Annotated in this window: 19 protein-coding genes; 9 read left to right on the forward strand and 10 right to left on the reverse strand. The window is 57.3% G+C overall.

Translation table 11 applies throughout. The annotated features are described in order from the left end of the window. Nucleotides 1-10 precede the first annotated feature (10 nt). Together ACNJYA_RS02665 and ACNJYA_RS02670 are read left to right on the forward strand one after the other, a co-directional pair. Complete coding sequence (locus ACNJYA_RS02665) at nucleotides 11-2,599, forward strand: phage/plasmid primase, P4 family (RefSeq protein ID WP_439401980.1); 2,589 nt, start codon at nucleotides 11-13, stop codon at nucleotides 2,597-2,599. A 579-nt stretch (nucleotides 2,600-3,178) separates the two neighbouring features. Next, nucleotides 3,179-4,147 (forward strand): ABC transporter substrate-binding protein, encoded by a 969-nt coding sequence (locus ACNJYA_RS02670; RefSeq protein WP_439401981.1) that lies wholly within the window; start codon nucleotides 3,179-3,181, stop codon nucleotides 4,145-4,147. Nucleotides 4,148-4,309: 162 nt separating this feature from the next. Here the strand turns inward: ACNJYA_RS02670 and ACNJYA_RS02675 are convergent, their stop codons facing one another. The 4 genes from ACNJYA_RS02675 to ACNJYA_RS02690 form a co-directional block, all read right to left on the reverse strand. Beyond that, a complete protein-coding gene (locus ACNJYA_RS02675; RefSeq protein ID WP_439401982.1) occupies nucleotides 4,310-4,774 on the reverse strand; it encodes a MaoC/PaaZ C-terminal domain-containing protein in 465 nt (154 codons plus the stop codon). 278 nt (nucleotides 4,775-5,052) lie between these two features. Next, complete coding sequence (locus ACNJYA_RS02680; RefSeq protein ID WP_439401983.1) at nucleotides 5,053-5,352, reverse strand: hypothetical protein; 300 nt, start codon at nucleotides 5,350-5,352, stop codon at nucleotides 5,053-5,055. A 338-nt stretch (nucleotides 5,353-5,690) separates the two neighbouring features. Continuing rightward, on the reverse strand, nucleotides 5,691-6,152 hold the full coding sequence (locus tag ACNJYA_RS02685) for a MaoC/PaaZ C-terminal domain-containing protein (RefSeq protein ID WP_439401984.1): 462 nt from the start codon (nucleotides 6,150-6,152) through the stop codon (nucleotides 5,691-5,693). A 397-nt stretch (nucleotides 6,153-6,549) separates the two neighbouring features. After that, nucleotides 6,550-6,702: a hypothetical protein gene (locus tag ACNJYA_RS02690; protein ID WP_439401985.1), complete on the reverse strand. Its 153-nt coding sequence runs from the start codon at nucleotides 6,700-6,702 to the stop codon at nucleotides 6,550-6,552. A 105-nt stretch (nucleotides 6,703-6,807) separates the two neighbouring features. Here ACNJYA_RS02690 and ACNJYA_RS02695 point away from each other — a divergent pair, with 105 nt between their 5' ends. The 3 genes from ACNJYA_RS02695 (at nucleotide 6,808) to ACNJYA_RS02705 (ending at nucleotide 10,780) form a co-directional block, all read left to right on the forward strand. Then, complete coding sequence (locus ACNJYA_RS02695; protein ID WP_439401986.1) at nucleotides 6,808-7,023, forward strand: hypothetical protein; 216 nt, start codon at nucleotides 6,808-6,810, stop codon at nucleotides 7,021-7,023. A gap of 311 nt (nucleotides 7,024-7,334) precedes the next feature. Then, nucleotides 7,335-7,943 (forward strand): cupin domain-containing protein, encoded by a 609-nt coding sequence (locus ACNJYA_RS02700; RefSeq protein WP_439401987.1) that lies wholly within the window; start codon nucleotides 7,335-7,337, stop codon nucleotides 7,941-7,943. 2,474 nt (nucleotides 7,944-10,417) lie between these two features. After that, a complete protein-coding gene (locus ACNJYA_RS02705) occupies nucleotides 10,418-10,780 on the forward strand; it encodes a hypothetical protein (protein WP_439401988.1) in 363 nt (120 codons plus the stop codon). A gap of 388 nt (nucleotides 10,781-11,168) precedes the next feature. Here ACNJYA_RS02705 and ACNJYA_RS02710 read toward each other — a convergent pair whose 3' ends face one another. The 4 genes from ACNJYA_RS02710 to ACNJYA_RS02725 all read right to left on the reverse strand — a co-directional run bounded on the left by ACNJYA_RS02710 (nucleotide 11,169) and on the right by ACNJYA_RS02725 (nucleotide 14,659). Continuing rightward, nucleotides 11,169-11,948, reverse strand: a complete 780-nt coding sequence (locus ACNJYA_RS02710; RefSeq protein WP_439401989.1) for an ABC transporter substrate-binding protein — start codon at nucleotides 11,946-11,948, stop codon at nucleotides 11,169-11,171. A 458-nt stretch (nucleotides 11,949-12,406) separates the two neighbouring features. Further along, nucleotides 12,407-13,414 (reverse strand): methyltransferase, encoded by a 1,008-nt coding sequence (locus tag ACNJYA_RS02715; RefSeq protein ID WP_439401990.1) that lies wholly within the window; start codon nucleotides 13,412-13,414, stop codon nucleotides 12,407-12,409. Nucleotides 13,415-13,765: 351 nt separating this feature from the next. After that, nucleotides 13,766-13,888, reverse strand: coding sequence for a hypothetical protein (locus tag ACNJYA_RS02720; protein WP_439401991.1), 123 nt, complete (start codon nucleotides 13,886-13,888; stop codon nucleotides 13,766-13,768). 303 nt (nucleotides 13,889-14,191) lie between these two features. Beyond that, nucleotides 14,192-14,659 (reverse strand): MAPEG family protein, encoded by a 468-nt coding sequence (locus tag ACNJYA_RS02725; protein WP_439401992.1) that lies wholly within the window; start codon nucleotides 14,657-14,659, stop codon nucleotides 14,192-14,194. A gap of 267 nt (nucleotides 14,660-14,926) precedes the next feature. On the opposite strand from ACNJYA_RS02725, the gene ACNJYA_RS02730 reads away from it, so the two are divergent. The 3 genes from ACNJYA_RS02730 to ACNJYA_RS02740 all read left to right on the forward strand — a co-directional run bounded on the left by ACNJYA_RS02730 (nucleotide 14,927) and on the right by ACNJYA_RS02740 (nucleotide 16,731). After that, nucleotides 14,927-15,934 carry an ABC transporter substrate-binding protein gene (locus tag ACNJYA_RS02730; protein ID WP_439401993.1) on the forward strand — a complete coding sequence of 336 codons (1,008 nt, stop codon included), beginning with the start codon at nucleotides 14,927-14,929 and terminating at the stop codon, nucleotides 15,932-15,934. A 187-nt stretch (nucleotides 15,935-16,121) separates the two neighbouring features. Continuing rightward, nucleotides 16,122-16,325, forward strand: coding sequence for a hypothetical protein (locus ACNJYA_RS02735; RefSeq protein ID WP_439401994.1), 204 nt, complete (start codon nucleotides 16,122-16,124; stop codon nucleotides 16,323-16,325). Nucleotides 16,326-16,416: 91 nt separating this feature from the next. After that, nucleotides 16,417-16,731 (forward strand): hypothetical protein, encoded by a 315-nt coding sequence (locus ACNJYA_RS02740; RefSeq protein ID WP_439401995.1) that lies wholly within the window; start codon nucleotides 16,417-16,419, stop codon nucleotides 16,729-16,731. A 188-nt stretch (nucleotides 16,732-16,919) separates the two neighbouring features. Here the strand turns inward: ACNJYA_RS02740 and ACNJYA_RS02745 are convergent, their stop codons facing one another. Then, nucleotides 16,920-17,633: a class I SAM-dependent methyltransferase gene (locus ACNJYA_RS02745; protein WP_439401996.1), complete on the reverse strand. Its 714-nt coding sequence runs from the start codon at nucleotides 17,631-17,633 to the stop codon at nucleotides 16,920-16,922. A 354-nt stretch (nucleotides 17,634-17,987) separates the two neighbouring features. Further along, complete coding sequence (locus tag ACNJYA_RS02750) at nucleotides 17,988-18,923, reverse strand: 2-dehydropantoate 2-reductase (RefSeq protein WP_439401997.1); 936 nt, start codon at nucleotides 18,921-18,923, stop codon at nucleotides 17,988-17,990. Between the two features lie 395 nt (nucleotides 18,924-19,318). On the opposite strand from ACNJYA_RS02750, the gene ACNJYA_RS02755 reads away from it, so the two are divergent. Next, a complete protein-coding gene (locus ACNJYA_RS02755; RefSeq protein WP_439365311.1) occupies nucleotides 19,319-20,287 on the forward strand; it encodes a Bug family tripartite tricarboxylate transporter substrate binding protein in 969 nt (322 codons plus the stop codon). The last annotated feature ends 593 nt before the right edge of the window (nucleotides 20,288-20,880 follow it).

The raw sequence follows: 20,880 nt of genomic DNA on the forward strand, positions 1-20,880 counted from the left end.
AATCATTCGGTTGACGGCCTCCTTCAACCTCTTTTTCGAGGTGGAAGGAAGCACGATGAATAGTCGGGAAAGGGAGGGGGCCGGGAAGCCCGGCAGCAGCATGGCGGCCGTGGCGCTGGCGTACGCGGCGAAGGGCTGGCCGGTTTTCCCGTGTCATCCTGAGACTAAGCAACCTCTCGTCAAGGCAGACGCGGATCCGGTCACCGGAAAAGCCATCCCAGCGTCCGGCGGCCTTAAGAAGGCCACTACTGACAAGGCGCAGATTGAAGCTTGGTGGCGAAAGTATCCTAACGCCATGATAGGGGTGCCGACAGGCACGCCCATAGGCGCCTTCGTGGTCGATATCGACGCCGGAACGGATAGCAAGACAGGCGAGGTCTATGAAGCCGCGGAAATCCTCGGTCACCTCGAGGCCACATTGGGGTGCCCGCTGCCACCGACACGGGTCTGCCGCACTCCGCGCGGCGGTTTGCATCTGTACTTTCGGTTGCCCGAGGGCGGCGCGACAATGCCACGCAATCGTGCCGGCATCTTGAGGCGCGTCGATGTGAGAGGGGAGGGCGGATACGTCATTGTTCCTCCTTCACTTCGGTCAGACGGCGCCGGTTACGTTTGGCAGAGCGAGGACGATGCTGCCGAGGCCTGGGCCCCAGCCGAACTGCTGGGTTTTTTGGCGGCACCATCTCGCCGCGATGGTTTGCGCCAGACCAGTGCCAGAGCATCGTCAAAAGAGGCCTACGGCTTGAAGGCCCTTGCCGATGAAATCAGCGCCCTGCGAAATGCAGCGGATGGGACTCGCAATGACACGCTGTTTCATAGCTCCATAAAGCTGGCGCAACTTGTAGCCTCCGGGCACCTCGACGAAATAGTCGCCCGCTCCGCCCTTGAGTCGGTGGCGAGGCAGTGGCCAAATCTCCATAAGTCAAAAACGACCATTGCTTCAGGCTTTGCGCGCGGTCTCGCGGAGCCGAGGTCAGTCGCGACGCGCGGAGCCAAAAATCGGCCTGCTGGGCGGGTTGCTGACCTCGCGCCGGCGGCCCCGAAGATTGCCGCCTCTATTCTCGCGCGCCTCGGTTTGGATGAGGATCACCAGATTCAGCTCGACGGAGAACTGGCTCAGTGTCCCCTGACGGACCTAGGCAATGCCGAACGCTTTGCCCGCCGGATGCAGGATCGGCTGATGGCGGTGCCGACGCGGGGGTGGTTTCAGTGGGACGGCTGCCGATGGACGATGAATGGCGCGGAGGACGCGGCGCGAATTGCAGCGCAGTACGTGGCGCGATCGATTCAGCGCGAGGCGAGTGCGCTGTCCGGAAGCGATGAAGACACGGTGGTCGAAGTTCGCTCTCCTGGTGCCAAATGTGAGCGGGAGATCAGGTTATCCGACAAATTGAGGGATTGGGGTCGAGAGACAGAAAACGATCGGCATCTGACGGCATTGCGCAAGCAGGCCGAGCCGATGATGGCGGTCGACCAGGCGCGGCTCGACGCTGATCCCATGAAGATCAACACAAAGAATGGGACGCTTAAGGTCAATCGCAACTGCGGCGACGAGGATCCTATTAGCTTTTATGAGCATGATCCCGCTGATCTTATTACGAAGGCTATTGATGCCGAATACGAGGCAAGCGCGACGTGCCCGGTGTACGATTCCTTCCTCAAGAAAGTGCAGCCCTCGGCAAGAGTTCAGCGCTTCCTGCACCAATGGGCTGGACTCGGGCTCACGGGCGACACGTCAGAACAGAAGCTGCTGTTCTTCTGGGGAAAGGGACGCAACGGCAAGACGACGCTGGTGGAGGCGTGGGCGTCGATTTACGGCGACTACGCGTGCTCGCTTGCCGTTGAAACCTTCATGGACAATGGCAGGGGGCGAAGCGGAGGTCAGGCGACGCCGGATCTCGCGCTCCTCCCGGGAATTAGGTTCGTCCATACTGATGAGCCGGCGCGTAACGCGCGCTTGTCGGAAAGCCACGTAAAGCTACTGACCGGAGGCGACACGATCCAAGCCCGGGAGCTGAACAAGGGCTTCTTTAGCTTCAAGCCGCAGTTCAAGTTGACGATGTCGGGCAACTACCGGCCGAAGGTGGACGGCGGCGAGGCGTCTCAGGGCACGTGGCGCCGCCTGATCATGGTGCGCTGGGCAATTACGGTTCCCGAGCAAGAGGTTGATAGACAGCTATCGGCAAAGCTCAAGGCGGAGGCTTCGGGCATCTTAAACCGATTGCTAGATGGCCTTCGCGATTGGATCGACCACGGCCTGCTCGTCCCCGAGGAGATCAAGGAGACGACAGAGGAGTACCGCAGCGACAGCGACGTCCTTGGTCGCTTCCTCCAAGAATGCACCATGCGGGCGGAGGGGCAGCGCCTGTCTAACGCAGAGCTCCACAACCTGTTTGTCGTTTGGAGCAGGAAGAACGGGGAGCGGCCATGGACAAAGAAGAGTTTGACCAGCGCTATGAAGGAGCGGGACTACGAGCAGTCCCGAGGGGAGGAGCGCTATTGGAAGGACATCGTGGCCACCAAGGCGGTGGGTGACTTCGCGGTCAGCGCCTCGGCTGAGGACGATTTAGAGGGTGAGGAGGCCGAAAACGACAGTTGAAAGTGTCGGGAAATACGAGCGTCCAGGAAGTGTCGGAGCCAAAAAAGCTCGAGAAAAGTGGGGCTTCCCGACAGTTTCGACACTTTCGACACTTCGTTGCACAAAACTGCCTAAGCGCGCGCCCGCGCGCGCAGGAAGGACTGGCTCAGGACACCCAAGTGTCGGAAGCGTCAAGCTGGTCGGTGTCAACCGGGTGTCAACCTTGTCAACCGTGTCAACCTAACTTTTTGAATGCTCTGGCTAGCGAGACCAAGGGGTGCGAATTACCCGCGGTTGCTCGGGAAGCCAGAGGGACCCGTGAAACAAAGAAAGGCCGACCGCGACCAAGCGATCGGCCGGCGGAATGTAGCGAAAGTCTTGAGATGAAACACTCAAGGAGCGCCGTGGCAAACTTAACAGGATGGCAGCACACCCTAGGGCGCGCATTCAGCCGGTTCTGCCTCAATAGCGGACGTGCGGCCGACGCCGTGGCAAGGCAGCTTGTGACCCAAAGCGGTCCTGCGCACATCCCTCGCATGCGTGCGAGGACCAGCGAGACGTGATACTCTACCACCTCATCCTCAAGGCGATGAGGTTCGAATGAAACGGCGCCAGTTCATAGCGGTTACTGCGGCGCTTCTCGTTCTGCCTACGCGTCCTGGGGCGCAGGGAAAACTTCGCCGTATTGGTTTCTTGAGTTCTTTCTTGGAGGTGCGAGGTCGCGACGCGTGGCGCAACGGACTAAGCGAACGGGGCTGGATTGAGGGTCAGAACCTGTTCGTCGAATATCGTCATTTTGCCGAAGCGCCGGATCGCCTCCCGAATTTCGCTGCCGAGTTAGTGGCTTTAACTCCCGATTTAATAATCGCCGCCGGGCCGCAAGCGGCCGTAGCACTGAAATCGGCAACTGCTACCATTCCGATTATCTTCGTAGTTGTGGCCGATCCCGTGGGGCTTGGCCTCGTGCAGAGCCTCTCGCGACCAGGCGGCAACGCAACGGGATTTGCAACCTTTGTTCCGGGAAGTTTTATTGGAAAGCAAATAGAAATCCTCCGGGAATTGGTTCCCCACGCCTCGAAAATTGCTCTCTTGGCCAATCCGAACAACCCACTCCATAGGCGGGCATTAGCCGAAGAGACACCCGGCGTAGCCCGGCAGTTGGGCGTGGCTCTGCCGATAGTTGAAGCGACCACGCCCGAGGAACTGGATAGCGCCTTTGCTTCGGCCGCCGCTCAGCACGTCGATGCGATCACGGTCTTTAGCGATGATCTGATCAATCGCCATGCCCAGCGAGTTATGGCACTCGCAGCGAAGCATCGTCTGCCCGCGAGCTATCTTTTCCGACCATTCGCCAATGGCGGATTGGTCGTCTACGGCCCCGATGTACCAGATCTATTTCGCCGTGCGGGCGGCTATGTTGATAAGATCCTCAAAGGCACCAAGCCTGCCGATCTGCCCGTAGAACAGCCGACCAAATTCCAGCTAGTAATCAACATGAAGATTGCGAAAGCGCTTGGTCTGAGCGTACCACACGCCTTGCTCGCTCGGGCCGACGAGGTGATCGAGTAGGGCTGAACTTCCGCTTGTGGCCCATCGCTTCCGTTGGCATGTCGCAGCGAGATGTCAGCAGCCGGGGGCAAACCGGAACTGCCAGACCGCCGGTCAAGTCGGCGCTTTTGACCCGCAAGAGACATCGGAGCGAAACCAACCGACGGCACCTTGTAGAACGGCTTACGCCGATTCTTTCGCGTCTGGTCGCCTTGCGACGAGGATTGTGCCGATGCATTGCAGGGCGATTTCGTTTCTTTGATTACGTAATCGGATTTGATTGCGCACGATACCGCGATCAGGTTTCGATTTTGATTCCAGCTTCTCCAAAATAATCGCTTCGAGATTAAGTTCATCTCCTGGGCGTACCGGGTTCGGCAACCTCAGCTCATCCCAGCCCATTCCGGCGAGGACATGGAGAGGCCGAGGCTGGAGCTTGGGCGTGAGCGAGATGAAGACTGCAAACGTGTGGGCGCCCGATGCGGTTAATCCACCAAAAATTGAACGTGCTGCTGCCTCCTCATCGATGTGGCGCGGTATCGGATCGTATTGCTTGGCGAACTGAATAATCTCTTCCTTCGAGACCAAATAAGGACCTGCCTTTCTGGTGGCACCAATTTCGGCATCTTCGAAATATATACGGGTCATTGGTCAATCCTTCGAGCGGACTTAACTATAGGGATGGCAAACGCCACTATAGTCTCTGTGCCGCTCAAGGTCAGCACGGTCGGTTCTGGAGGAGGAAGCTAAGGTTGAGTTCGGCTTTTTGAGGTAGACCGGACGCCGACCAGACCAACCGTTCCGGGCAGAGTTTGACCCGAAGCCGACATTGGTCGGCGAGGGCGCCCAAACTAAAAAAGAGGCCGCTGGCAATATGTCCAGCGGCCTCCGCGCTTAACGTGGTTTGCCGCCGGGTGGCGCCCGGACTAGAGATCGATGCTAACAGCGATGTTACGGCCCTGTAGTTCGGCAATTTTCAACCCCTCAGCCATCACCTGCGCGAACTCCGGGTCCTTTGCCACGGCCTCCTGCACTTTGCCGTAGACCTCCCAATTGGCGTAGCGCGTCGTAACCAGCAACTCTCCTGCCCAATGGCCAGTGTGGAAACGGGACAGCCGAAGAAATTCGGCGCCGTGTTTTTCGAAGATTTTCTTCGCCCGCCCGACAACCTTGGTCATTTCCTCGGGCTTGTCGGTTTTGAAGCGAGTGAATTGAACGATCGGCATGGGACTACCTCCTTAGCGATGTAAAATGTCCAAGAGGCATGTATCGAGTGACCTTTGGGAGCGAATCCCAATGCAATCTCGATGAAGGTTTGTCTTCATCGATTGATTTTGGTTCAGGGTTCGCAAGAGACAGTAACGCTGCCGTATCTCGGCTCACATCGTTACTGGCTAAAACCGGTGGGCCGATATCAAGACCTGAGCTGTTCGGGCGTGTAGAGCGGACAGCCGAATGGGACGGAATTCAATGTCATCGGCACAGTAGGACATAGCTAGACTTGCTCACACTGAGTTCTTCGCATTTTGACCCATTGCAGACGACCCACCGAGCCGACATTAGGTTACGTTGATGCTTTCGCATCCGGTCGCCTCGCAACGAGGCCGCTGCCGATGCACTGCAGCACCGTATCGCCTTTTTGATTGCGCAAGCGGAACTGGCCGCGAACGACTCCACAATCGGGCCTCGACTTCGACTCGCGTTTTTCCAACGTGATCGCTTCGAGATAGAGGTCGTCGCCGGGACGTACTGCGTTGGGCAGCCGCAGTTCATCATAGCCCAACCCGGCGGTCGCACGAACCGGAGGCTGTAATTGGTTAGTTAGCGAGATGAAGATCGCAAACGTGTGGGCAGCAGATGCCGACAGTCCTCCAAAAACGGAACCAGCAGCAGCTGCCTCATCAATATGGAAGGGCCTCGGGTCATACCGCTTGGCGAACTGAATGATCTCTTCCTTGGAGACAGAATAGGGCCCAGCCTTCTGGCTGTCACCGACCTCGACGTCTTCAAAATATCCGCTGGTCATTGATCAAATCCTCTACGCACGGGCTGACGAAAGGACCGCGGCATAAGCTGACTTTGGAGACTATAGTCCCAGCGCCGGTCAGAATCACCACCTCTCCTCTCGCCTTAAGCCGTCATCATGCTTGGACGGGCGGACGGATGATCGAATAGCACGCAAGTCCGGTAATGGCCCATTTGCGAAGTTGCGCTAGGTCTCAAGGAGGTCCGCTTGTCACGGGAGAGCGGACCAGATTTGCTCAATCTGAGTTCTTCGCATTTTGACCCGGAGCGGACTTGGAACCGGGAGCTTAGGGCGTCCGATTGAAGTTTAGATCAAAAGATACGTCGGCCCGGAGCGCAGCATGGCAACATCAGACATGGCTTCGCAGTCCCACCTCCTTCCGCCGATCTATTGGCCGTCACGCCAGCAGGATCGCCTTGCATTCGACCGCGCAAGAGAGGTCGTGGAAAAGGCGCAACAGGTGCTTCACGAGTGTCCCAAGCCGGACACGTTCCTTGGCCGCAAAAGTCAAGAGCCGTTCCCGAAGAGAATTGAGCTTGATCTTCGTCAAGTGATGCCGCGCTGCCGTCCGGGACAGTACCCAACGGACGGTACGGGCCAGTTTCGGACCAAGTGGCCTGTTTTAGAACTGCCTGACTAGGCGTACGCTGCCCGGATGGACCTTGGCTTTATCCGGGCACATTTAGCTCAGGCTGAGCGCCACGTTGCGCTGAGCGACGAGCATATTGCCCGCCAGCTCGAAATTATTGATGCGCTGGAACGCGCGGGCGGCTCGACGGACCTCGCTCTCGACGTTCTAACCACTTACCGGATGCTCCGGGCTTCACATGTTGAGCATAGGGATATGATCCGCAGAGAGCTCGGAATGTGAGACACCTTCGTTGATCTAGCTCAAGCAGTACTCGTCTCCACGCCGGACCATCGGGCTATGCCCGAACCTGACAAACAGAACGAGGCTAACGAGGCTAAGCCGTCACGGCTGGACGAAGCGCACCGCGTCATCCCGGAGTATGTCGCCGAATTGCGGGAGATCATACAGAAGCTCCGGCGCAAGATGACCTAAAGCCGCCTCGCTTAGTGGCTCTTCCATTCAGCCCACGTTGACTTCCGCTGCTGGCCCATGGCTGACCTCCGCTCTTGGCCTCGCACCGTCCGCTTTCGACGGCTAAGCGGAAAGCCATCGTGGAGACGCCGAGGGCAGCCTTCGACCAAAAGCGTTCTTTGACCATGGGCGTCGCTCGTGATGGAGCATTCTGCTATTGTGGCTTTTTCATTGTTGAGTATCGGCCAATGGAGCACGCGATGCCAAACAGCGAGGAGATTGAGGCGAAGTCGCACAACCCGGTGCCGCAGGGCTATGTGCTTGGTCCCGGAGATGGTGAACACCTGATCCATTTTCGTGATGGCGGCAACATCTTCATCAAGGCCGACCCGGTAACGGGGTCCAATAATCTTGGCCTGGGCATTCAGCAGCTGCCCAAGGGCTCAGGCATTCCAGTTCACCGACATCTCGACAGGGACGAGGCCTTCTACGTTCTGGAAGGCAGTGGCACGGTCACACTCAACGATGTGCGTCACTCTTGCGAAAAAGGTGGAACGATCTTCATACCCAGGAACACCTGGCATGGTTTCAGTAGTCCAGATCAGGAAATGGTTCTGCTGTGGATCATGGTGCCCCCAGGCCTCGACGGTTTCTTTCGCGAAACCTGCAGCCGACCCGACGAACCGCGAAAAGAATTCACGCGAGAGCAGATCAACGCAATCGGTCTCAAATATGGAGCAGAATACTAGGCGGCCTCAGACCTTTGCCTCGAACCGCTAAGACGCTGAGTCCGCAATTGGCCCGAAGGGGCCGACCCGGTACTTCCGTCGGATGTCAGTTGATTAGGGTGTACCGGACACGCCATGCTCAACCTGATTTCTTCCGGGCCTGACCGATATCGGAAGTCGGCCCGTGCGAAATCGTGGACACGGGTCGTGTTCAGTCTCGGGCCTCCATCGGCGCCGGATATCAGACATTCATCCTGCGGAGCGGATGCCACGTGGATCGACATCTCGGTTCGAGGCGACGTAGTCGATCTCGCCGCGAGAAGTGCCAATGTCCAGTAGCTCCCGGTCACTAAGTCATGCAAGACCGCTTGTAACCTCCGGCGTTCGCGCCGATCATGATACCCACTCAAATATCTCATGAAAAAGCTGGAGACGCGCCGCGTCGCTGCTGCGGTCTGTCTCAACCCTATTGCACCATAGGTCGTGCTCATCGCAGCACCTCCCACCGGTCCATTCCTGTTGAGATGAACATCCCGCGCTCAATATTAGCGCGGGGATGACTTTAGGTCCGAACTTGAAACAGGCGTGTGAAGCCGTTCACACCCGGCGCCTCTTCGCTAGCGTCGGCGCATTGGAATGGGAAAGCCGCAATGATTGCAGGGGGAGTATCCACTAACCATCATCGTCCGCGGAGCGGAGGGCTTTACAGATAGTGACGGCTTCTGGTCTTGGGGTGATGGTGTCTTCGTACTCACGCCGGAGCGCTATGTTCAGGTGCACCACAAGTCAGATGCAGAGGATTGGCAGTCCCGATCGCGCGCGACAGGGAGGTTCACGGTGATTAACGCTTGATGCACGAGGGGAGGGGTAGCCGCTCAAAAGCCCAGTATGCGAACGAGCTGTACGTCCGCTTTTGGGAGGTGAGCCGACCAGGCACGTGCAGTGAGGGCAGCTCCTGACGCGCAGCAAAGTCTCACCGTCCGCCCTCGAAAGTTATACAATCGTTGGTTGAGGTCACGGCCTACTCTATGCCCGCGTGATCTTGCGGGGAACAGATGGGTCGGGTCAAGGCGACGTGAAACCAGATCAGGACCTTGCGTTCTCAATGTAGAAGCCGTGGCGGAGCCGGTTCCAGTGAGTCGTCAGCGAAACTTCGAAATCGCTGACGCCAAGGTCCGTCACGGTAGAGTTGCAGCTCTGTTATGCCAGAAGTGCGGTGCCACGTTGCGACAAACCTTTGAGTATTCTCACCGTCAGCGTGCTGCGAAATTTGGTAGCGAGCGAGGCCCGGTTCCACTGTGTGCGTAGAGACGAAAAATTCGTCGGTAGCGAAGCAGCGGATGACTCTATCGTCCCCTTCGACGTCTCGGCCGTACTGCCGGAGCAGGTTGTCGGTGAGCTTGATAAGCTCCGCGACGGCTTCCCGGTCGAGCACCGTCCTACGAGCAGAGCGTCGGCTAACCAGCCTTCTCGATCGCTCGACCACTGTGAACTGGGCGTAGCCCAACAGGGCCGCGATCTGACGCGCGACGTACGTTGTCGCCCGCATTTTAGGCTCCCCGGAGCGATGACTAGACCCACTACAACGTGGAACTGTTTTTGTTGTTCCGCCATCTTGAGATAGTATACTATTTTTAGTTGCACGCCTCAAGAAGCAGTCCGACGTGGCTTGGTCTTTCGTACTGCCGCCGGAGCGCCATCTTCATTTGTACCGCAAGTCTGACGCAGACGGCTGGCAGTCCAGACGGCGCGCGAACGCAAGGTTCACGGTGATCAACGCTTGGTTCCTGAGGGGAGGGAAGCCGCTCAAAAGCCGTGTTATGCGAATGAACTGTACGTCCGCTTCTCGGAAGTGAGCCGATAGTGCCGTGCATAGTAGGAGGCAGGTTCTGACCCGAAGCGGTTGCTTTGATTTAAATCAACGAAAGCCAATTGGCATCGCCTTTCTTGCTGTTGATGAGGCATTCGGAGCCCAAGAGATTCAACGTTACGCCTGCGGTTCGCCGCGCGATGATTGCGACGAATGACCAGAAAGTGTTTCGCACTTATGGGCCGAACGGTAGCGCGTGGAAGTGCGAGCGCAATGGCGTCTCGCCGCGCGTGCTCTGGAAGTTGCTTGCGAACGAGCTGATAGAGGACGAGCTACAGACGGCTATACCTTCAACTATCCGAATGCGTCTTAGTAAGGTTGGCCTGCAAATTCTAAAAGCGAATTTAGACGGGAAATGAGGCGGTTAGTGTCAAGAGCTACTAACGCTCCACGCGCGAGCCAGTCTTTTGTAGCCGGCCCGCTCGCGGCCAATCAGCGAAATTGCGCGTCGTCTGACGGAGGTCCGCTCATTGCGGCAGCGGACCAGATTTGCTCAACCTAAGTACGTCGCATTTTGACCCCGAAGCGGAAGTTTAGGGTCGGTTAGGATTGCGCCCAGCTCTAACTTGACGAAAACGTAGGCTCTGCGGTCAAGTGCGGCCTTTCGAGGGACGTAGGCTTCACGATGATGGCTTCCCTGATACGGCTCGCAACAATCGCAACGTTCGCTTTTTTCCTGATTTATGCGACCGCTTCTGCTGGCGTTCCCTATTCTTTCTCTGATCATCCATCGCAGGACGGCCGTTGCGTCGGCGACCAGGGCGTAGGCGAAATTGACCGGTCCGAAAAGGCCTGTCTGGCGCAGGTTGGCGACTTGGCCCAACGCGTCGGCCTTGGCTTGCAGGTAAAATTTAGGAATGGGAAGACGAGAATATATCTCGACGAAGAAGCGAAGTGTCAGTCCAACGACGCTGACGGCTGCATCAAGTACCAACTGACCGGATATTTTCCCGAACACGAACTCATTTTGATCGAGGTCGATTATTAACTTTACAATATCGGCCTATATCGCCCGAGGTGGTCAGGCAAAGGCGAAGCGATTGATCGAGGGGCTTCGGAAGGCGGGCTTGCCCGAGTGACCCTCGATGCCGATCGGCGAAGGACCCTTATTGGTTTGTTGCTGACGTCCGCTCTGGATTTTTGCAAGTCCGCTAAGGCGATCAAGCCAGACGTCGGCCTCTGGCCGGCTTCTTCCATAACATCCAATACGCGAATCACCCCTACAGCTCGAAGTGTCAAACCGCGCCGCACGATCCTGATTGGACAGACGACCACGAACTCACGCCTGCTTTGAGGCCGGAAAGTCGTCAGTGAGTCAAAAAAGACAATTGGCGGGCTCTCCGACAAATGTCCGCTAAAGGCCCAGCAACGGATCTTTATTCGATAACCTCGTCGGCCCGAAGCAGTAGACTCGGCGGCACAGTCAGATTCAGCGCTCTTGCTGTCTTCAAATTCACAATGAACTCGAACCTCGAGGGACGCTCCACCGGGAGGTCAGCTGCTTTCTCGCCTCGCAATATTCGATCAGCCAGTTGAACCGCACGAGGAAAATAGTCTCTCTGGCTGGGGCCATAACTCATCAAGAATCCGCGCCTTGCCGCTTCACCGAGGAACGAAAGTGTTGGCAGATTATTCTGCGTGGCGGCGGCAACAAATTTCTCTGCAACAGGGGTAATACCAGGGCCCGAGAGCTGGATGATCCCGGTGCGTTTTGGTCCTGCGATAGCCGAAAGTAGGCTGACGAAATCGTCGTTGACGCTAAATTCCAGGACAGTCGTTTCGACCCCCAAGTTCTCGGCAACGCGGAGCGCCACGTCTAGCTGGCTTCTTCCCGCAGATGGTTGCCAGGCAAAAGCAACACGGTCCAAAGCTGGAACCATCTCGCGCATGAGCTGAATCCACTTGGCGGCAAGGACAGGCGTATCCAGAAATAGCCCGGTGACGTTACCGCCGGGCCTCGCCACACTGCGAATTAGTCCCGCTTGGATGGGGTCAGTCTCCAAATCGATAGCCACTATTGGAATGTTTGAGGTCACGCTAGAAGCGGCGCGGACGGCTTGCGCTCCGACGGCAATAAGAACGCCGACTCCCTTGCCGATCAAATCTCGGACCAACTCGGGAAGTCGTTGCAATTCGCCTTCGCCGGAACGGGTCAAAACAGTCTCCCCTTCAACGTACCCGAGGCGACGCCACTCCGCCTGAAGCACTGAGAAGGTAATGTGATTTCGATTTGTCGTAACGGGATGTAGATAACCTATCTTTCCCTTTATAGGCTGAGCCCGAAGCGACCGAGGAAGATTTGCTGCACCAAGAATGGCAATGACCAATAGTTCCCGTCGCCTCATACCTCGCCCCGAACTGCGTACTGGTTGAAACGTCACATTTGATCATGAACACCAACCCAAGACTATAGCGAGTCGTCGCAACGAAGTTTTGCTACGGGTCGTGAGCGTCGTTTGGAAGGTCGGCCGATTGCCTCCGGTCCACCCCGATAAGCCGACAACTGAGGACGCCGCCCGAACTTCGCATTCGAGCCATAACCAGACCTCAGGTTGTGAAAGCGCATCGGATGCAGACCCTCCGGCCGTGAAGATAGGACCCGCACTGGCTCAGTCTAAATTGGAACTGCCTCGATGACCTGGAAGTGCGAGCCTGCACGAACTGTGCCGCGCATCTCAAATCCGGCCGTTCGACATAGCGCGGAATACTCGTCGTAGCTCCGTTCAAGCGCCCCGAGCATGACGAGCATATTGAGGTCGCTGAATTTCGAGATCGGCCCCTCGTTCGGCGCGTCCACCACACGTTCAATGAGGAGTAATCTGGCATCAGCGGTCATAGCGCGGCGGCATATCTTCAGGATAGAAATCGCTTCCTTATCGTCCCAATCGTGGATAATCGCCCGCATCACATAGGCGTCAGCCCCTTCCGGGATGGATTCAAAAAAGCTGCCTCCGACGATTTCGCATCTGTCGGCGACACCATGTTGGTTCAGAACTTCGGCCGCCTTGCCAACCACGTGCGGCTGATCGAACAGCGTTCCGCGCAGGCCCTTGTTTGCTCCGAGAATTCCCGCCAGCAGTTGGCCTTCACCACCCCCGATATCCGCGACGCGACGAAAGCTGCTGAAATCGTAGGCGGCGATAATAGCTTCGATCGCGCCGCGTGAATTGGCCGTCATGGCTCGGTTGAAGATCGTGTTCTCATCCGGGCGGGTGCTGCGATACTCCCATACGCTCTGACCGTTGAGATGCCGAAAGGCACTCTCGCCGGTGCAGACGCTGTGTTCAAGATGGCCCCAGGCCTGCCAGGCATAAGGTCGGCCAACATATGCGGCCCAGCCGTCGAGCGGAGTCGGCGAGTCGGAACGAAGACACTCGCTCATCGGGGTGAGCGAGAACGTTTTGTTCTCGGCCTCATGGAAAACACCGACTGAAGCCAGCGCCCGCAAGAGCCGATAAAGTGTCCTCGGATGCGATCCGCTGAGCTGAGCAAGTTCGTTGCTGCCTAGGGGCCCGCGACTAAGGTGGTCGGCTATGCCAAGCCGGGCCGCCACGTGAATAGCCTGCGAGATCTGATAACCGTTAATCAGCCGCGTAAGATCCGACAAAGCATTGGTGGCCATGGTCTCACCTCCTGCTGCTGCCCCGCACACAGTAAAGATGCATCGAGTACCAGACGTCCCGCCAAACGGATGATATCTCAGAAATTGCGGTGCGCACCATCTAACACAACGAATCCTTTGGATTCGAGGACCGCGTAGGGTCAATCGCGTCGGGTTGGCTCGATTCGAGTTACGTCCGGTCTACCTCTGACAGCCGACATATTCTCGGCCGTGGGATATGGCAGGGATGGGTCAAAGGCTGCCCTCGGCCGCTCCACGACGGCCTTCCGCTCAGTCCTCGGAAGCGGACGGTGTGAGACAGAGAGAGGGAAGTCAGCCATGGGCCAAAGGCAGACATAGATCCGAGAGATATCAGATAAAGCCTTCGATGTACTCTCGCACCGCACTCGTGTCGCCAGCCGCGGCAGCACAGATGCCAAATGCATGGATTTCATGAGGCAATGCGCTGCTTTGGCTCTTGACGATATCCGTCATTATCGAAGAAACCGCCTCGCGCATACGGCCGGCGCTCAGAAGCGCGAGCGCAGCTTCCTTGCTCCGTGTAAGATGTTCTTCTCGTGTTAGCATTGAAGGCAGGTCGCGGGGTGACGACGTAAAATAGGTTGTTCCTTACTAGTTTGGCAGTCAATCCCTTGAGAGTGCCAAAGGAACGGAGCCCAACGCGCTATGCTATCGCAGGATGTCCGTTGAGGAGCGGTGAACGGACCTCGGGCGGATGCTTCTGCCCATGGCTCGTTGGATACGAACTTACATGCGACGGGCCCAGTGGCTGCGACATCATTGACGCAAAGCAACAATCAGCGTCCAGCAAGTCATAAAGATTAGAATTAGAGAACCCACCGTCCAGAGTGTTGCGCGCGTATCGTGAGTCCTTGCCGTGAAATATGCGGCGAAATGCAATAGCCGCGAGACCACGTAACCGTACAGCAGCCATTGCGTGAGCGCTATTGATGGCTCGGTCAAGATGAAGAGGAATCCAGCGACTAGGAAAAACGGCAAATTTTCGAGATCGTTCAGCTGAATTCGCCGGATGCGGTCCACATATTCATTTGGTGCTAGTTGTTCTGAGTTTGGATGTGGGTTGAGGATGGTCTTCTTGATGTCCTCGGGTGAGCGAAATCCGCCTCTTACTTGCATCATCCGAACAACCGTCAACCACGACATCATGAGAGCTTTGAGAACCATGATGGAGGCAGCGATCGCATAGGTACGAAAAAGCGGATCGTGAAAGCTGAGCTTGTCCATATCGCATCGCCTTCGTTTTGCTCGGTCATTCAACCACACAGAAGCGGGGAGCGGCTAGGCCTCAAAGTCCGCTTCGGGTCAAAGGCTGACCTGGGCAGATCCGCGATGCTATTCCGCTCAGCTCTCGGAAGCGGACACTTGCGAGGCCGGGAGTAAAAGTCGGCCACGGGCCATGAACTGACATGGATGGCGACGCTAAACCGTAGTAGGCTTCGTGCTCGCAAACTCCGCACGGGACGGAATTTGTTCGAGAGATCGGAATGTCCCATGAAGCGCCGCGTCGTCATCGCCATGATCGGGGGAGTTATGTCTGCGCTCTGCCTGCCTCGGGCGAGAGCCGCCAGCAAGGTCTATCGGATCGTCTTCGTCGTTCCGACCGGCCAATATCTCGACGCCAAAGAGGGGGATGCCTGGAAAGGTCTTGTCACTGCCTTTCTGCAAGGCCTGCGCGAGCTTGGCTACCTGGACGGCAAGAACATGACGTTCGCATTTTACTCGGCCGAGGGGAAATTTGGACAAATCGATGAAATCGCGGCCCGGGTCCTCGAGACGTCGCCCGACGTTATCCTGGCTGGCGGTGGCGGCGCCAACGAGGTCGCGCACGCGTTCCAGCGGTTGACGCGAACTGTGCCCATCGTCATGGCCAACAGCTCCGATCCGGCGGCGCAGGGGCTCGTGGCCAGTCTCGCTCATCCCGGCGCCAACATCACAGGCTTCTCAGGCAACACGGGACCGGAGTTTGAAGCAAAGAGATTGCAGTTGCTGCGCGAGGTCGCACCAAATGCGATCCGCGTGGCCTATCTGGGGCTGAAGCTCGATTGGGAAAGTCCGGCCGCAATTGGCGTGCGCGGTGCAGCGGAGAGACTCGGTATCACGTTGCTTCATGCCGAGCATACGCCGTCGAACTACGAAGATGCATTCGGGCTGATAACCCGCGAACAGTTGCAGGGAATGTTCGTGGCGCGCAATCCCTGGAATTTCTCCAACCGGCGCGGCATCACAGGATTTGCAAGGGATCGACGAATGCCGGCGGTGTACCCAACGCGGGAGTTTGCCGAGGTCGCCGGTTTGATCTGCTACGGGCCGAGCCTCTCCGACCTTTACCGACGCGCCGCAAGCCACGTTGACAGGATATTGAAAGGCGCCAAACCCGCAGAGCTGCCGGTCGAACAGCCTACCAAGTTCGAATTGGTAATCAATTCCAGGGCAGCAGGCGAGCTGGGCCTGAACATTCCGGCTGCATTGCTCGCACTGGCCGACGAGGTGATCGACTGAGCGAAAGCTGCCGGTGATCCGACTTCGGCTTTGGGTCACAAGCTCCGATTTGACCGGCGGTCGGGCGCGACCGGTTTACCCCCGACTCCGGACTTCTCGGCGCGACGCACTAACGGTAGCGATGGGCCAGGAGGCGGCATCGGAAATCTAGTCTGAAGGAGCCACCGTCGCTCTGAGAGGCTATTAAATGCAACCGCGTCCGACACTGGCGGAAGTTGAAGCGGCAGCGCGCGTCCTGCATAAAGCCGGAACTCACCGCGGCTGGTGGAAGCCATACAATAAATCTTATGACGAAATGTGCGCGACTGATCCAATCGCTAAGTCAGAGTTCGACGGCCTTGTCGAACAGATGTTGATTGCCGCGAGAGCAGCCAGTCAAAAAACGGAGTAGCAACAAGGGTGCATCCCAACATCAAATGTTCGCTTCGGATCAGAAGCTGTCGTGTGCCGCGATCCGCGTCCCGAAGATGTAGGCCGTACCAATGTCGCTTATCACAATTGAACTTGATGCTGGCGGTTGGAATACCAGTTCCGATTTTCGTTCAGCGCTAAAGACCGCCATCGGAGCCCCAGAATGGCATGGCGACATGGTGGCGGCTTTTTTGGACTCAATCTTCGGCGGCGGTATGAATGCCCTCAAACCTCCCTTCATCATCAGGGGCGTGAACACGACTAATCTCGCACCAGAGATCAAGGAGACAATCCGCGACTTTGCGTTAGCGATGGAGGACACGCGGATACGTCGGCTTGCTCGGACCGGCTCGAATGTTGAGGCAAGGCTTGAACTGGCAGATTAGATGGCACGGGAGAGCGTACTCAGTCCTCCCACTGAGCCCGCAATGGGTCAAAGGCTGCCCTCGGCAGCCGGCATGCCCATGGTCGGATCATCTCTCGGAAGCAGACCTCGCCGCGCTCTGGACTGAGGTCAGCCACGGCCAGGAAGCGACATATGCACCGCAACAAATCACATAGAGCAGCTCGCGACCTATTTCGCCGCGACGATTCTAATGCCCCCTAGTTTGCGCTGTTGAACGAGTTCGACAAATCGAATGTAAGATTCATGAAATGCATCGTGTCCGAGCGGTGTTCCAGCCTGTCGCGCTTCTTCGCGCAAACGTTGGTACATCGCGAGACGATCCTTGAGGATCGGGCCCCATTCATCGGTCAAGTCTGTGACCGAAAGCACCTCAAGGCCAGCACCCTCAACCAGGCGACGATAGTCGGGAATCGAACGGAGTGGCTGAATTGCCATCCCGTCCCACATTAGTTGAGCATCCGCGGCTGATAGCGGTTCATTGGCTACCCAATCGGTAAAGGCCAATCGACCGCCAGTCCTCAGAATACGCTTAGCTTCCATCACCGCCTTTTTCACATCAGGCACGTGACAGAATGATTCCTGGCTCACGACGGCGTCGACGCTCGCGTCTGCCAGCGGAACGTCCATCACGTTGCCTTCGACGATTCGCGCCACGTCCTGAAGGCCAACGAGCTTGGTCAGATCCTGAGCGCCTGCCACGCGCACAGGCGTGAATTCGATTCCAGTGACATTGGCTCCGTACTTGTAGGCAAGGTAACGCACGGTGCCGCCAAGTCCGGCGCAAAAATCGGCGACACGCGTTCCTGAGCCGATCTTAGCTTGCCGCGCCAGTTCATCCGTGGCCTTGAGGCCACCGTAATGATCCTGGTCGTGCGGAGACAATTCCTCCCGGTCGCAGGTTATCGAGATGACCGCGGCTCGCTTGCAGCTTAGCCAGGATGATGTCGCGCGAGATGGGATGCCGATTGTAGAAATATAGCAACTGCGAGGTGGTGTCGTTCATGAATACTGCTCCCAAAATTTTCAGGGCGCATCATATCGACTCCAATGAGTTCTGTGATGGGGTTAAAACCCTAGTTCGCTACTGCAACATGAAACTCTAACGAATGGCAGAGTTGGGTCAAAGGCTGCCCTCGGCGGCTCCGCAATGGCTTTCCGCTCAGCCCTCGGAAGCGGACCGTGCGAAACCAACAGGGGAGGTCAGCCACGGGCCATAACCGGACATCGACAAAGCAATCAGGACAAGCGCCCTGCGGCGCGCCGTTGCTCGAAAGCCTTGACGCTGGTGTAGGCGAGCAACAGCGTGTTGCACGGTATCTTCGCCTTCTCCGCCTTGCTCAGCATGAAGCCGAGGATGTGCTCCACCTCCGTCTGTCCGCCCCGTTCAATGTCGCGCAGCATCGACGTCGAATACTGCGAGTCCTGTTGGGAGAACGTTTCCTCCCACGATTTCATGAAGGCCTCACTAGGCGCGTGGCCGTTGGCCGCAGCGATCGCCGCGCCACAATGAAGCTGATCGAGAAATAGCTCACGGCCATAAGGAGTGCGGACAATCTCACCGACGTTTGCGCGCATCAGGCAGGTCATAGCGGCTGCGGTCGAAAGGTGAACCAGCTTTTCCCACATTCGTTGGACGATATCTGCGACCGCGAAGACCTCCACGCCCTTCGCAGCCTTGAACAACGCGGCGAGCGCTCTCACGCGCTCCGTCATCTCCCCCGATTGCTCGCCAAAGGTAAGCGTTCTCCAGTCGTTGAACTGCCGGATCGCGCCATCCGGCATGATCGTCGCCTGGATCTTTGCCGTGCCACCGAGCACACGGTGCGGACCAAATTTCTCATTCAGGACGTCCATATGGGCAATGCCGTTCAGGAATGGGAGGACGTAGCCGTTCGACGCCACGGCGGGCGCGATTGCAGTGACTGCAGCGTCGAGATCATATGACTTGCAGGTTAGGATCACCCCGTCATATACCGGCGCCACGTCTGCTGCGACCACCGTTTTGACTGCTACTTGTGCGTCCCCGAACGGGCTCTCGATCCGCAACCCTTGCTCAGAAAGAGTCTTGCGCCGCCCGTCGCGGACGAGAAACGTAACATCCGCTCCGCTCTCGGCGAGGCGGCCGCCGAAATAGCCACCGGTGCCGCCCGCACCCAACACTAGGTACCGCATTTGCTTGCCCCGACGTTCGCTTTGGCAGATGCATCAAAGCATGCTGAGCAACCCTTGGGCTAGAGGCGATGTCTGCTTCGGTCAAAACGCGAAGAACTCAGGTTGAGCAAATCTGGTCCGCTCTGCTGCGATAAGCGGACCTCTGTGAGACCCAGCGCGGCTTCGCAGATGGGCCAATAGCAGACATGCATTGTCATCGGAACTAAGTCATGGCCGTGAAGCCGAGGCAGGTCTGTTCTCTCACGGGTTAGTCTGCGCAGCCGCTCTTAGGCGATTGCCAATGTGGGGATGACATACCCCAGTAGGTATAAGGTTCGACCCTTCCATCTCATAGCTAAAAGACCGCGCTTAGGTTAGCCTACCAAAGAAAGTCTTAAGCGAGGAAAGGATACCGCATGAGCCGCCTTCTCGCGCTTTTCTTTGCAAGCCTCGCCCTTCTCCCCGGAGCGGCTCGGGCCGACTATCCGGCGAGAGCGATTACCCTCATAGTTCCCTATGCGGCCGGCGGATCGAACGACACCCTGTCTCGCATCCTGGCCGAGCACATGTCAAAGACGCTGGGCCGGCCCATAATCATTGACAACGAGCCCGGTGCTGCAGGCACCACGGCAGCAACGCGCGCTGCCCGTGCGGCACCTGATGGGTATACGATCATCATGGGTAACATGGGGACGCACGGCGCTGCCCCAGCACAATATCCGGACCTAAAATACGATCCCATCAATGACTTCGCGCCCATCGGTCTCGCAGCCGAAGTACCTGCTGTCATCGTCACGCGAAAAGACTTTCCTGCGAACAGCCTCGCCGAGTTCATCGCGTATCTCAGAGTAAAGCGCGATAAGGTCAATGAAGCACATGTCGGCGTCGGAGCGCCTACCCATCTCTTCTGCACGCTATTGCAATCAATGCTTGGCATCCAAACAGGCCGCATCCCTTATCGCGGCGGCGCACCAGCGATGAACGACCTGATGGGCGGCCAAGTTGATTTCAGTTGTATTTCGTTGAGCGGCGCCATCTCCCAGATCCAGAGCGGAACCCTGAAGGCGATCGCCATCGCGAGTCCGCACCGCGCCGACGTCATCCCTAACATTCCGACGACCGTGGAAAGCGGTCTCCCCCAATTCGTCGTCTCGACCTGGAATGCGATCTTCGCCCCCAAGAATTTGACGCCTGAAATACAATCCAAGCTAAACAACGCCTTGAACAAAGCACTGGATGACGAAGGGACGCGCAAGCGACTTCTCGACATCGGATTTGTCATTCCCGATGCCGCAAGGAGGACACCGGCGGCTCTCGGCGAATTTGTCGCAAACGAGGTACCTCGCTGGGGCAAGGTCGTGACCTCATCCCCAGGCAATAATTAGAGGGGTAGATCATCCGAGGGCCAACGTCTGCTAAGGGGTCACAAGCAGCGGTCGAAGTGAGCACGGCACCGGGTCCGGTCTGCTCTGCCGATAGCCGACAATCCGACGGTTTCAGCGTTGTTCGGCTAAGGGCCAATTGGGGACATCGGGCGTAAAAGGGAAAGGACGAATTTACGCAGCTCCGAAGCTGCTAACTCAGCCTCTTCATCTTAGTGGAATAAGCGGTATTGCAAAATGTAGATCGCCGCTCCGGCGAAGCACCCCAGCAGCGCAAGTCCGCTGATCTTCCGCATGTACCAGATGAATTGAATCTTCTCGATTCCCATTGCAGGTTGCGCTGCCTGCGCGATCGTATCTACGTTTCATGTCTCTGATGTGCCGCAGCCAAATCTTGGGTGAGCGCTCGAAGCAAAACCTTTGCCGACAAACGAGAGAGTGCAACTTTTCTCAGGTATCTTAGCTAGCTTGCTACTTTCCGGAGCTTGCCACAGCCGTTCCGTTCAGAAAAACTGCCCCCTTATTTTCAAAAGCAATATTTGGCGGGAGGGCATTATGCCCGAGATACTGGAAGTAATCCTATGGTGCGCCGCGCT

It is taken from the genome of Bradyrhizobium sp. BLXBL-01 (assembly GCF_051853025.1).
Lineage (GTDB): Bacteria > Pseudomonadota > Alphaproteobacteria > Rhizobiales > Xanthobacteraceae > Bradyrhizobium.

What these genes read in the sequence shown, in the direction of transcription:
- ACNJYA_RS02755 (WP_439365311.1), top strand. Translation starts at nt 19,319, where the DNA reads ATGAGCCGCCTTCTCGCGCTTTTCTTTGCAAGCCTCGCCCTTCTCCCC.
- ACNJYA_RS02705 (WP_439401988.1), top strand. Translation starts at nt 10,418, where the DNA reads ATGATGGCTTCCCTGATACGGCTCGCAACAATCGCAACGTTCGCTTTT.
- ACNJYA_RS02685 (WP_439401984.1), bottom strand. Translation starts at nt 6,152, where the DNA reads ATGACCAGCGGATATTTTGAAGACGTCGAGGTCGGTGACAGCCAGAAG.
- ACNJYA_RS02740 (WP_439401995.1), top strand. Translation starts at nt 16,417, where the DNA reads ATGTCGCTTATCACAATTGAACTTGATGCTGGCGGTTGGAATACCAGT.
- ACNJYA_RS02680 (WP_439401983.1), bottom strand. Translation starts at nt 5,352, where the DNA reads ATGCCGATCGTTCAATTCACTCGCTTCAAAACCGACAAGCCCGAGGAA.
- ACNJYA_RS02670 (WP_439401981.1), top strand. Translation starts at nt 3,179, where the DNA reads ATGAAACGGCGCCAGTTCATAGCGGTTACTGCGGCGCTTCTCGTTCTG.
- ACNJYA_RS02715 (WP_439401990.1), bottom strand. Translation starts at nt 13,414, where the DNA reads ATGGCCACCAATGCTTTGTCGGATCTTACGCGGCTGATTAACGGTTAT.
- ACNJYA_RS02735 (WP_439401994.1), top strand. Translation starts at nt 16,122, where the DNA reads ATGCAACCGCGTCCGACACTGGCGGAAGTTGAAGCGGCAGCGCGCGTC.
- ACNJYA_RS02720 (WP_439401991.1), bottom strand. Translation starts at nt 13,888, where the DNA reads ATGACGGATATCGTCAAGAGCCAAAGCAGCGCATTGCCTCATGAAATC.
- ACNJYA_RS02725 (WP_439401992.1), bottom strand. Translation starts at nt 14,659, where the DNA reads ATGGACAAGCTCAGCTTTCACGATCCGCTTTTTCGTACCTATGCGATC.
- ACNJYA_RS02675 (WP_439401982.1), bottom strand. Translation starts at nt 4,774, where the DNA reads ATGACCCGTATATATTTCGAAGATGCCGAAATTGGTGCCACCAGAAAG.
- ACNJYA_RS02750 (WP_439401997.1), bottom strand. Translation starts at nt 18,923, where the DNA reads ATGCGGTACCTAGTGTTGGGTGCGGGCGGCACCGGTGGCTATTTCGGC.
- ACNJYA_RS02730 (WP_439401993.1), top strand. Translation starts at nt 14,927, where the DNA reads ATGAAGCGCCGCGTCGTCATCGCCATGATCGGGGGAGTTATGTCTGCG.
- ACNJYA_RS02695 (WP_439401986.1), top strand. Translation starts at nt 6,808, where the DNA reads ATGGACCTTGGCTTTATCCGGGCACATTTAGCTCAGGCTGAGCGCCAC.